The sequence below is a fragment of the Paenibacillus sp. P22 genome, from assembly GCF_000469945.2.
Taxonomy (GTDB): Bacteria; Bacillota; Bacilli; order Paenibacillales; family Paenibacillaceae; genus Paenibacillus_O; species Paenibacillus_O humicus.
The window spans coordinates 1-11,326 of record NZ_CBRA020000092.1 but is presented as its reverse complement, the minus strand read 5'-3'; the positions used below and the strand labels follow the sequence as shown (position 1 = coordinate 11,326).

The following is an 11,326-nucleotide window of genomic DNA, read 5'->3' as shown; positions in this document are numbered from 1 at the left end:
GCTAAAAAAAGGTTTACAGCGGGTGCCGCTCTCCCTATAATGAGAACCATCGCGCTTCCGCCCCATTGTAGAAGATCCGCTCGTTCAGAATCGAGAGCAGCGAGTTCAGGATGGCGCTGCTCGCCTTGAAGATCTCATCGAGGAAGGCGAAGCGGGCCTCGGGCAAATAACCCTGCGTCTGGCGGACGTAGCGKTCATGATGGATCCGCTCGTCGGTGCCGTCTGCAACCCGCCGGAGATCTGGCAGATGGTCGACGAGATGTTGGCCGCCGGCGAAGCCTGGCTTCCTCAATACAAGGAGGCCGTTGCGCAAGCGCGCAAGCGTCTTGAAGAAGGTCCTCTTCTGCCGGTAAGAGCCTCGGAAGGGGCGGCGCGGCTGAAGACGAAGACGCTGGAGGAAATGCGGCTGAACCGCGAGGAAGCCGATCGCAATGCGGGGGAGGCGGACAAAGGCAAACATCGCGCCGCTCCGATGGACCGCTGATTCCCCCCGCCGGTCGGCCGCGGATGGACCGCCGATCGGCCGCCGATGCTGGATATCCATTCGCCTGCCGCCTTTCCGGCGGCTTTTTTCATTCCAGGAATTCGAGTCCGGTATTGCGCAGGTCGATGTGGAACTTCATGCTGATTTTAGCCATTTTGAACATTTCCGGCCATTGCTCGTACTGAGCAGGCTTCAGCCGGCTGCGATACCGGTTCCCGAAGCCGAATATGTCCGCGCCGGCCCTTTGGGTTTTCGCGAACATGGACTTGGCCTGCACATTCAAATCCTCCAGCAGCTCCCTCAGAACCTCTTCCTCGCTCATTTCATTCATCTGCGAGCTGTCGACAAGCGTCACGATCAGCCAGGACTCGACGTCGATGATCGGCTGTCCGCTGCTGAGCGCGGTTTTCACTTGCGTGCGGTTATGAACGATTTTGACGTCCGAACGGCTCATCAGCTTCACCTCCGAATCATGGAAGCGATGCGTGATGATTTCATAGATCAGCGATTCATCCGGGTTCAGCACTCCCGCCATGCGGTCTTTGGCGTAGATGGCATTGCCCTCAAGCTCGAACGAGTTTTGGGTTCCTTCCGAAAGAATCGGAATCAGGTTCGCTTGGAGCGGATTGTACAGCTTGGAGTAGATTTCCCACAGCATGGTCTTGTTTTTGCGGGGGATGCCGCCTGCATAGGGTTCAAAAAAAAGCTTGGTGTAAATGCCGGAGAGCTCACCGGTCGGATTGGGGCTGGTAAAGATTCGGCTCATATCTCCCTTGACGATCGCCACGACGGCATCGAGAGGCACGGAACGCTCCCTTACCGCAAACTCCAAATAAGATTTCAAGCTGACCTTGGTCATCGAATCGTCGAGAAGAAGAGCTCTCGTGGAGGTGGCATCCAGCGATTTGGGCAGCTTGTAGCGGGCGCGGTTCATCGCATCGGCGACCGTAATGCCCGGCTGGCTCATGGCGAAGAAATCCTTCCCTTCGGTTTTTTGGGCGGTCTTGGGCAGCGGGAACCTCATCCACACCTGGATTTGCGATCCGGATCCTTTTTCCAGTCCCATTGCCCCGATCATCAGCCGGTTGTCCACATCCTTGGAATCCCAGCATCCGTTCAGCAGTCCGAGCAGACAACAGGCAGCCGCTGCCCGGACCAAGCGCATCTTTCTCATGACGCCACCTTCCTTTTTCGTTCCCGAACCGACAAAAGGGCCAGGCCGAGCAGAGGGAAGCCGAAAAGCGCATACAGCCTTAGGCCCAGCGTATAGAATATCGTTCCTTCAACGGCTCTCCAAGAGGGAAGAGCCGAAGCCGATGCATAGACCAGCAGCACGACAATTCCATAAATCCAGATCGGATTGGCGCGGGGGAACAAGCTTTTAACGGATTCGCCGAGAGCATGGAGCTTCAAAGCCATGACCAGCAGCACGTACAGCATGGTGACCGATACGAACAAGGCGGTCAGGTTCTCGAAGACGACCCAATAATGGTAGACGGAATCCATTTTGGATATGTACGGCAAGGTCAGGTGGCGTGTGAGCTCGCGGCCGAAAGTCATGACGGGCAGATAAATAAATCCGGCAATCATCGGAAACGAAAGGAGCAGGGCATAGATATAGCTTTTGCGGTAGCGTCCCGAGATTCGAGGATTGTAGCTGCCGATCAGAGCGGTAAAGACAAACCCCATCCAGATAAAGGAGCCGGAGTAGAAATTCCTTATCATGAGAAAATCACCGTTTGTAAAAAGCCAGGGACCGCCCAGCGTCCACTTGACGTCGCTGAAGCCGATCAGCATCAGGCAGACGGATAGAAGGGTGCTGATTAGATAGAGGACACGCGCAGCTCTCGCTATGGGCATCATGCCGGCAAGAGCAAGCGCGCCCGGAGCAAGCAGCATGCCGTTGAGAAAGGTAATGGGAGTCGTCGGCAGCATCGTCATCGTAATCAGTTCCGAATAGGCCCTCAGCATGACGACAAGAGCTCCGAAAATGAAGATGAGCTGAGGCAGGCAGATGATCAAAGCGGCGGGAATGCCGGCCGATTGGCATAGCCTGTCGATCAGCTTGCCTTCCTGCAGGCGGCCGAGCAGCTTGCTGTAGAGCAGGCAGCTCAGCAGCGCAACAGCCGCCCAGACGACCAGCGGAACCCAGTACGCCCCTGTCGTGCTTCGGACGATCAGGCTCGGATAGATGAAGCCGGCTGAAGCTCCGAAAAAGAGGACTTGAATGGAGAACATGTCGTAGCCGGTCAGGGAAGGGGGATTCTTCTTCATGGCTGTATGGCTCCTTTCCTGCGCAGAGAGGTCAAGTAAGGGGCCCCGAACGATTCCAGGCAGCTCAGGTAGAACACAAGGCAGGCGAAGCAGAACATAATGCCCAGCAGTCCGGCTACGGTAGCCCCGATGGCGATGAAGTATTTGAGAATGCGCTGGACAAGCCCCATCTGATAGTCGATGACGATGAAGTTGGTGATCGCGGTCGCGGCGACGATAATCACGAGCAGGTTGCTGACGATGTTCGCCTGGATGATTGCCTGGCCCAGCACGACGCCCCCGACCATCGTCACCGTCGAGCTGATCGTCTTTGGCAGCCGGATGCCGGCTTCGGTGATGAAATCGATGATGAGCAGCATGAGAAAGGTTTCCACGAACACGGGATAGGGAACCCCTTCGCGGCTGGCGGAAGCGGCCAGACTGATCTCCAGCCGGTTGACGTCCACGTTGACGGAAGTAAGGGCGATATACAGAGCCGGCAGGAACAGGTTCATGAACATGGCGAGAAAGCGGAGGGAGAGCAGAAAATAGGCGACATAAGGATTGACATAGTTGTCTTCGGGAGAATGCCAGAAGTCGGTATAAACGGCGGGGACGGTCAAGGCGAAAGGGGATCCGTTGACCATAATGACCATTTTGCCCCGAAGCAGATCCGCCGTGGAGCGGTCGGGACGCTCGCTGGACATCGCCAGCGGGAACAAGCCCAGCTTTTTCCGGGAGACGAGCAGCCGGAGCAGTTGGCCGCTGTCCTGGATGCCGTCGGCCTGTATGTTCCCGATCCGTTCCTTCAGGCTCGCCAGCAGGTCCGGATCGGCGGCGCCCTGGCAATAAAAGACCGCGATTCGGGTCTGGCTCAACTCGCCGACCTTCGTTTCCCACATCTTCAGCTTGGGAGAGCGGATCTGCTGCCTGATGAGAGCGGTGTTGGCATCCAGATTCTCGTTGAACGCATACATCGGCCCTTGGAGCACGCTTTCGGTAATCGGAGAGCCGATGCCGCGCTGCTGGGTTTCCGACAGGTCGACGAGAAGGCCGTTTTCGGATAAGGACGTGCAAATGACAGCGGAGCCGTTGCAGATCGCTTTCTCGCAGGCCGGCTGGTCCGCCTCCCCTATCGAGGTGCCGTTATAGCGGCTCAGCTTGGCGGAGAGCTCGCCGATGCCTGTCGAGCCGAGCAGCAGATCCAGCTTCTGCGTGGAGCAGAGGGAAGCGAGAAAGCAGATGTAGACGGGCTCGGAGCCGGAGGCTCCCACAGCCTCGGTTCGGTAATCGGCCGAATCGCCGAAAGCATCCCGCAGCATCCCAAACAAGCTCCGGCTGCCGGAGCCGGCTCTCAAACGGTGGATGGCTTCAAGGATTTCAGGCATGTCTGCGCCTCCGATCTGGAAATGGTAGCATTGGCAGTCTTATCCTGTCCGGAAACGGGGATTCTCATGTATGCGTGCGGGAAACGGATGCCGCGCATGCCGAGCCTCTGGTATACTTGACCCAACATCATGATAGAGTCGGGGGAATCAACCGATGTCAGTTGAACGGAATTTCATCGCTCCAGTCCGAGTTGCGGACCGCCCGAAGCGCAGGCTCCGCTTCGCGGAGAGGGACAGCCTATTCTGGAGAAGGGCATGGGGGGGGCTTATGGGCTGCGGGAGCGTTCCTGGCATCCGCGTCAGCGATGGGCACGCCTACGGGCTTCGGGGCATCGCAGGATGTCATGCTGATGGTGCTGGCCGCTACGGCGGCCATGGGCTTGTTTTCGATGCTGCTTGCCATTGTCTTCACGTGGCTTCGCCTCCCGCTGCCCCGATTGTTCGCCGGCGGGGCGGCAACGCTGCTGTCGGGCTCCATCGCGGCGCTGAAGGTTTCCGGAGCCGGTTGGACCGGGTCCGTCGTCATCGCAGCGGCGTACACGGCCTGCGGAATGGCGGCGGGCATGCTGCTGTCCGCTCTGCATGCCGTTTCGGCCAGGCGCTGCGATGACGGCGCCGGCACGCCAGCCGCATTCAAAGCCGCTGCAATCTCAGCGGCACTGCTGCTGCTGCTGCCTGCGGCTGTCCGAATGTCCGAAGACATCGGAGAAGCTATGGCGGGGGAGGCGGCAGACTACGCCCTTGCTCCGCCGCCAAGCGGGCAAGGCGGATATCAGGCATTTACTTACGGCAGCGGTTCGGATCGGAGGGAGGAGTTCGCCGAAGGCGCCATGCTTGTCTCCAGAACGGCGGATGCAAGATCGCTGCTGCCTTCGTGGAGCCCGCTCAAGAGCTTGTATTGGGGCTTCGAGCCTGCACGTCTGCCGCTCAACGGAACGGCATGGCTGCCTGACGGGGAGGAACCGGTCCCGCTCGTGCTGCTTGTGCACGGCAACCACCTCGCCGAGCAGGACTCCGATAAAGGCTACGCCTATCTAGGCGAGATGCTCGCTTCCCGCGGATATGCGGCCGTCTCGGTAGACGAGAACTTTCTGAATTATTCGGTATGGTCCGATATTCCGGAGGATGATATGCTGCTGCGGTCCTGGCTTCTCCTCCGCCATCTGGAGCAGCTGGCCGAATGGGCGGAACAGCCGGACAATCCGTTCTATGGCCGGATCGACCTGTCCCGGACCGCTCTGATCGGCCATTCCCGAGGAGGGCAGGCCGCGGCGATGGCCGCGGATGCTTCCCGCTGGTTCGGCAGCGGCGTGGACGGCGTCTGCATCCGGGCCGTCGCGGCTCTCGCGCCGACGGATACGATCACGGACGGAGAGCGGGCACAGCTTAGCGGAGTCAGCTATCTCGTCCTGCAAGGCGGCAGGGACGCGGACTTGACGGATTTCTACGGAGAACGGCAGTACAACCGGACCGCGATCGAACCGGACTCCGACGCCTTCAAAGCGGCCGTTTACATCCCGGAGGCGAATCACAGCCGGTTCAACAGCGACTGGGGCACGATGGACAATTCGCTCCCGGGCGGGCTGCTGCTCAGCCAGAAAGGGCTTCTGAGCGGAGAGGAGCAGCGGGCGGCCGCTTCCTATTTCATCTCCGCTTTCATGGATGCGGTATTCCGGAGCGATGCTGAAGCGAGAGACCGAATCCGCAATCCGGGCGACAGCCTCCCCGGCTTCCGTTCTCCCGGTTATTCCATCCAGTATGAAGACGGGTCCTACCGGATGCTGCAGGACTTCGAAAAGGCCGGCGATCCTCCAAGCTTGCCGGCAGCGGAAGCGGCGCCAGGCTTGAGTGCGGCCGTCGAGCCGGTGCCGAGCCGAAGCGGGGGAGGACAGGACAGCCTGGCCGGGGTCTTTTCCTGGGCCGCCGGCAGCGGCGAGGACTATTACCGTATTCGTCTGGAGGAGCCGCCGGTCATTCAGCCGGCCGGGGGCATCACTTTCTCCGCAGCTAACCGCTCCATGGACCTGTGCGATGCAGACGGCTCCGCTTGCCAGCCGCAGGAGATCACCGCAACCGTCCGCTTGACCGATGCGGATGGACAATTTTCTCAGGCTGCCGTCGGACCGATCTCCCCTCCCGAAGCTCCGCGCTACTTGCGCATGTCCTGGCTGGCGGAAGGCTGGAGCAAAGGGAAATACAAGGCCGCAGCCGCGTCGGTCCTGCATTCCTACCGGATGCCATTGAAGCTGTTCGCCATGCTGAACCCGAGTCTCGACACGGACGGGCTCGTATCCGTCGAGATCCGCTTCCGATCCGCCGGAAGCGGACCCGGAAAGCTGATGCTGGACAACATCGGATTATATGGCCCGGATTTCTCCAAATCGTCGATTTCTCCCCCCGGTTGAGAGGTTTAAGGCGCTTGACGCCTTTGTCCCATGCTGGCTATACTTTAGTAAGTGCTTTTGAACTCATTCATCCCAAATCATGAACGATCCGATTCAAGGGATCACAGAAAGGTTGGACGCCCTTTTGAGCAAATCCTCCGCCAACAAGAGCAGGAACAGGAACAAGAGCCAAGGCAGCAAAGCCTACGTCAATCCGAACAAGAAAAAAGGCGGCAACGGGGCGCTGATCTGGCTTTCCCTCGCCATAGTGGCGGTAGCTGTCTTCATCGTTCTGGGCATCAACAACCAGTCCAAGGCGTATGACTTCGATTATGCCGACCTGCCTCGACTGGGCAGCGCGGACGCTCCGGTCAAGATTGTGGAATTCGGCGATTACAAATGTCCGAGCTGCAAGACGTTCGCGGAAACGTACAAGCCTCAGCTTCAAAAGGATCTCATCGACACGGGCAAAGCAGCTCTTTATTTCGCCAACTACGCTTTCATCGGCAAGGATTCCAGTACGGCCGCCGAAGCCGCTGAAGCGGTCCGGACGCAGAAGCCGGACGCTTTCTGGACTTATTATGATGCTCTTTATGCCAATCAAGAAGACGAGAACACCGCATGGGCGACGCCTGAGAAGCTGGTGCAGATCGCCAAGGATGCGAAGCTCGACATCGATTACGACAAGATGCTGGCGGAGATTCAAAGCGGCGTCTACGCGGACCGGGTCAAGGAGCATAATTCCCTGGCCGCCAAGTCCGGCGTGCAGGGCACTCCGACGCTGTTCCTGAACGGCAAGCTGGTCAGCTTCAAAGATTACAACGATCTCAAGGGACAGATCGAGGCCGCGAGCAAATGATCCTAACCGCCCCCAAGGAGTGACGGAGACTGCATGATACGGAGTGAAGAAGAAGAGCAGCCGGTCGAAGGCTTCTGGCCTCGTTACCGCTTTTATTTCGCTTGGATGGTCGCCCTCGTCGCGACGCTCGGCAGCCTGTACTTCAGCGAGGTCAAAGGGTTCATTCCTTGCGACCTCTGCTGGTACCAGCGCATCGCCATGTATCCGCTGGCCGTCATTCTCGGCGTCGCGGTATACAAAGGGGACAGGGGCATCGCCAAATACGCTCTTCCTCTGGCTGCCGCGGGGTTCCTGATCGCCCTCTACCACAACCTTGAAATCTGGAATCCTTCCCTCGCTGGATTCGTGCCGTGCAAGTCTGGCGTGCCGTGCAACCGGGACTATCTCAATTGGCTCGGCTTCATTACGATTCCTCTCCTGTCGATGACTGCCTTCGCGGCCATCCTCGTTTGCCTGCTGACAGGCGGAAAGGGATCGCGCCGATCCTAGGCAGGAAGGAACCAGAACCTGCGTCAACTGCGACCATAGACATATCCAGACAAGAATCGACATGCTTTTCACCGTTTCAAATGCCCCAGCCTGCATCCGATGCAGGCTTTTTTTTAATTGCATACAAGTTTTGGTTTGTAAGACTAAAGGCGTGGGTATATGATTAAGGCGAGTCCGTTTATAAAGCGTTTACATGACGATTTTTATCTCCTTATCCGGATGTTTTGATATACTTGAAGGACTAGGCATGCCGAACATGACGACCGCCCCGAACAGCCCATTCCTCCGGAGGTGCCCCATGCCAATCGTACAAGATTTGCCGGATAAAGCTTTCATGAAAGATCTCTATTTGTTCAATCGCGGAGAGGCCCATCACGCCTACCGCACCTTCGGCGCGCACAGCGCGCTCGAGAACCGAAGACGCGGTATCCGCTTCACGGTCTGGGCGCCCAACGCCCGCGAAGTCCGGGTCGCAGGCGACTTCAACGGATGGGACGGATCCTCCCATCCGATGGAACCGGCAGGAAGTACCGGCTGCTGGTCCTTGTTCATTCCGGGCCTGAAGGCCGGGACGATGTACAAGTACGAGATCATCGCTGCCGACGGGCGCAGGCTGATGAAGGCGGATCCGTTCGCCTTCGCCTCGGAGCTGAGGCCTGGCACGGCATCCGTCGTCGCCGATCTCGGCAGCTACAAGTGGAAGGACGAGGAATGGCAGGCCCGCAAGCAAAACGCATCTCCTTACGAGGAGCCGATGCTCACCTACGAGATCCATATGGGAACCTGGAAGATCAAAGGCAAGGAAATCTTTTACTCCTACGACGAGATCGGCGGCGAGCTGCTGGATTACGTCGTCAAGATGGGCTACACCCACATCGAGCTGATGCCGCTTGCCGAGCATCCCTTCGACAAGTCCTGGGGGTACCAGATCACCGGCTATTTCGCTCCGACGAGCCGTTACGGCAGTCCCAAGAGCCTGATGAAGTTCATCGACCGCTGCCACCGCAAGGGAATCGGAGTCATCCTCGACTGGGTGCCCGCCCACTTTTGCAAGGATGAGCAGGGGCTCAGGCAGTTCGACGGCACCCCGATCTATGAGGGGGCCGATCCCAAGCTGGCGGAGAAGCCGCTGTGGGGAACCAACGCTTTCGACTACGGCCGGACCGAGGTCCAAAGCTTCCTCATCTCCAACGCCATCTACTGGATGGACATCTTCCACGTGGACGGCCTTCGCGTGGATGCCGTGGCCAGCATGACGGATCTGACGATGGATAAGCCGCCTGAGATGCACAGCCTCAACCGGTACGGGGGGACGCGCAATCTGGAGGCGGTGGAGTTCCTGCGGAATCTCAACAAAACCGTGTTCCGTTATTTCCCGAACGCCCTCATGATCGCCGAAGACAGCTCGTCCGAGCCCGGCGTGACGGCTCCCGTCCACGAAGGGGGGCTTGGCTTCAACTTCAAATGGAATATGGGCTGGATGAACGACATGCTCCGTTATATGCAGCTTGATCCTTCCGAGCGGCCGAAGCGGCATAATCTTCTTACCTTCGCCATTATGTATGCTTATACCGAAAATTTCGTGCTGCCCTTGTCCCATGACGAGGTCGTGCACGGCAAGCGCTCGCTGCTGAACAAGATGCCCGGCAGCTACGGGGAGAAGTTCGACGGCCTCCGCCTGTTTTACGGATTCTGGATGACCCATCCCGGCAAAAAGCTTCTGTTCATGGGAGGAGAATTCGGGCAATTCGACGAATGGAAGGATAGCGAATCGCTGGACTGGATGGTGCTGGAGTACGACTCCCACCGGCAGATGCAGCACTATTCACGCAAGCTGAACCATCTCTACCGCAAGCTGTCGTCTCTATGGCAAAAGGACTACGATCCCGAAGGCTTCGAGTGGATCGACGCGAACAACGCTTCCCAGAGCGTCGTCTCCTTCATCCGCAGGGGCGAGGGCGGCAGGTTCGTCGTGGCCGTCGCGAACTTCTCGCGCAGCAACTATGGGGAATTCCTAGTCGGCGTGCCGGAGAAGGGGCGCTACTCCCTTCTTCTGCACAGCGGCGATTCCATATATGGAGGCAGCCTTGACGGGCTGCCGACCCACTATCTCAGCAAGCCTGAACCCATGCACGGACGAGATTACAGCCTTACCGTGGAATTGCCCCCGCTCAGCTTCCAGCTCCTAGAATTCCGGCCGCGGGGAACACATTGACGAGGAGATGGGTACCATGGGCCACAAAGAGATGATCGCCATGCTGCTTGCCGGCGGAGAAGGCAAACGGCTGGGAGTCCTGACGAAGGATCTGGCCAAGCCGGCCGTCCACTTCGGCGGCAAATACCGGATTATCGATTTTACCTTGAGCAATTGCATGCATTCCGGCATCGACACGGTCGGTGTCCTGACTCAGTACCAGCCGCTTGAGCTGAACCGGTATTTAGGCATCGGAAGCCCATGGGGGCTCGACCGCAGCGACGGCGGAATGGCCGTGCTCCCCCCGTACGTCAAATCAAAAGGCGGCGATTGGTACAAAGGAACCGCCAATGCCATCTATCAGAATATGGGATTCATCGACCGCTATGAGCCGGAATACGTGCTGGTCATCTCCGGCGATCATATCTACAAGATGGACTACGAGAAGATGCTGGAGCATCACAAGGAGCTCGGAGCGGATGTGACGATCGCCGGTCTGGAGGTCGAGCTGAAGGAAGCCAGCCGGTTCGGCACGATGCATATCGGCGAGAACTGCCGCGTGACGGATTTCGAGGAGAAGCCCAAGCATCCCGTCAGCAACGTGGTCTCCATGGGAGTCTATATCTTCTCCTGGAAAGTGCTGCAGAAATACCTCATCCTCGACGAAGGAGACCGAAAGTCGAGCCACGACTTCGGCAAGGATATCATTCCGCGCATGCTGGAGGATGACATCAGGCTCCATATGTACCCGTTCAAGGGCTATTGGAAAGACGTCGGCACGATCGACAGCCTTTGGGAGGCGCATATGGACCTGCTCGGCGCCGAGCCTCAGCTCGATCTCGGCGGCGACGAGTGGAGAATCTATTCCGCCCGCCACAACCGCCCGGCCCATTATGTCTCTCCGGAGGCATCCATCTCCGACTCTCTCGTCACCGAGGGATGCGTCGTCGAAGGCGTCGTCGAGCGTTCGGTCCTGTTCCATGGCGTTGAAGTCGGCGCCGGCAGCTTCATCCGCGAATCGGTCATCATGCCGGGAGCAATCATCGGCGAGGGAGTGAAGCTCTACCGCGCCATCGTCGGCGAGGGAGCGGTCATCGAGCCTGGCGTCGTCATGGGATCCCCCGACAGTCCGGACATCGCCGTCGTCGGCAGCGACGAGAAGATCAGCAGAAGTCCAAAACTTCAGGAGGTGGAGCMGCATSATCAAYWWMGMSMTGCCCTGGAACCCGATGAGGGTGGAGCAGCGGATCGGCCGTGTGCACCGGCTCGGCCAGA

The 11,326-nt window shown here is 58.6% G+C and carries 8 protein-coding genes and 2 pseudogenes; 6 read left to right on the top strand and 4 right to left on the bottom strand.

Annotation, left to right across the window (positions count from 1 at the left end; genetic code table 11):
- Positions 1 to 55: 55 nt before the first annotated feature.
- Positions 56 to 193, bottom strand: a pseudogene (locus BN871_RS27745) (AAA family ATPase); the annotation flags it as partial.
- On the opposite strand from BN871_RS27745, the pseudogene BN871_RS27740 reads away from it, so the two are divergent.
- A pseudogene (locus BN871_RS27740) lies at positions 188 to 484 on the top strand (alpha-glucosidase/alpha-galactosidase); the annotation flags it as partial. The pseudogenes BN871_RS27745 and BN871_RS27740 sit on opposite strands and share 6 nt — an antisense overlap.
- Positions 485 to 572: 88 nt before the next feature.
- Here the strand turns inward: BN871_RS27740 and BN871_RS14060 are convergent.
- From BN871_RS14060 to BN871_RS14050, 3 genes are read right to left on the bottom strand one after another with little or no spacing between them, the layout of a single operon-like run.
- Positions 573 to 1,658, bottom strand: a complete 1,086-nt coding sequence (locus tag BN871_RS14060) for a Ger(x)C family spore germination C-terminal domain-containing protein (protein ID WP_021879216.1) — start codon at positions 1,656 to 1,658, stop codon at positions 573 to 575.
- Complete coding sequence (locus BN871_RS14055) at positions 1,655 to 2,758, bottom strand: GerAB/ArcD/ProY family transporter (RefSeq protein WP_021879217.1); 1,104 nt, start codon at positions 2,756 to 2,758, stop codon at positions 1,655 to 1,657. The genes BN871_RS14060 and BN871_RS14055 overlap by 4 nt, the downstream gene beginning before the upstream one ends.
- Positions 2,755 to 4,125, bottom strand: coding sequence for a spore germination protein (locus BN871_RS14050; RefSeq protein ID WP_048746732.1), 1,371 nt, complete (start codon positions 4,123 to 4,125; stop codon positions 2,755 to 2,757). The genes BN871_RS14055 and BN871_RS14050 overlap by 4 nt, the downstream gene beginning before the upstream one ends.
- A 161-nt stretch (positions 4,126 to 4,286) precedes the next feature.
- On the opposite strand from BN871_RS14050, the gene BN871_RS14045 reads away from it, so the two are divergent.
- The 5 genes from BN871_RS14045 to BN871_RS14025 form a co-directional block, all read left to right on the top strand.
- Entirely contained in the window at positions 4,287 to 6,530 is a 2,244-nt protein-coding gene (locus BN871_RS14045; protein WP_157060293.1) for a hypothetical protein, read from the top strand.
- A 124-nt stretch (positions 6,531 to 6,654) separates the two neighbouring features.
- Positions 6,655 to 7,368, top strand: a complete 714-nt coding sequence (locus BN871_RS14040; protein ID WP_232313058.1) for a DsbA family protein — start codon at positions 6,655 to 6,657, stop codon at positions 7,366 to 7,368.
- A 33-nt stretch (positions 7,369 to 7,401) separates the two neighbouring features.
- A complete protein-coding gene (locus BN871_RS14035; RefSeq protein WP_021879222.1) occupies positions 7,402 to 7,857 on the top strand; it encodes a disulfide oxidoreductase in 456 nt (151 codons plus the stop codon).
- 298 nt (positions 7,858 to 8,155) lie between these two features.
- Positions 8,156 to 10,072 carry a 1,4-alpha-glucan branching protein GlgB gene (gene glgB / locus BN871_RS14030; RefSeq protein ID WP_048746730.1) on the top strand — a complete coding sequence of 639 codons (1,917 nt, stop codon included), beginning with the start codon at positions 8,156 to 8,158 and terminating at the stop codon, positions 10,070 to 10,072.
- A gap of 16 nt (positions 10,073 to 10,088) precedes the next feature.
- The coding region (locus tag BN871_RS14025; RefSeq protein ID WP_157060292.1) for a glucose-1-phosphate adenylyltransferase at positions 10,089 to 11,326 on the top strand (1,238 nt) is incomplete at its 3' end.

What these genes read in the sequence shown, in the direction of transcription:
- BN871_RS14060 (WP_021879216.1), bottom strand. Translation starts at nt 1,658, where the DNA reads ATGAGAAAGATGCGCTTGGTCCGGGCAGCGGCTGCCTGTTGTCTGCTC.
- BN871_RS14055 (WP_021879217.1), bottom strand. Translation starts at nt 2,758, where the DNA reads ATGAAGAAGAATCCCCCTTCCCTGACCGGCTACGACATGTTCTCCATT.
- BN871_RS14050 (WP_048746732.1), bottom strand. Translation starts at nt 4,125, where the DNA reads ATGCCTGAAATCCTTGAAGCCATCCACCGTTTGAGAGCCGGCTCCGGC.
- BN871_RS14035 (WP_021879222.1), top strand. Translation starts at nt 7,402, where the DNA reads ATGATACGGAGTGAAGAAGAAGAGCAGCCGGTCGAAGGCTTCTGGCCT.
- glgB (WP_048746730.1), top strand. Translation starts at nt 8,156, where the DNA reads ATGCCAATCGTACAAGATTTGCCGGATAAAGCTTTCATGAAAGATCTC.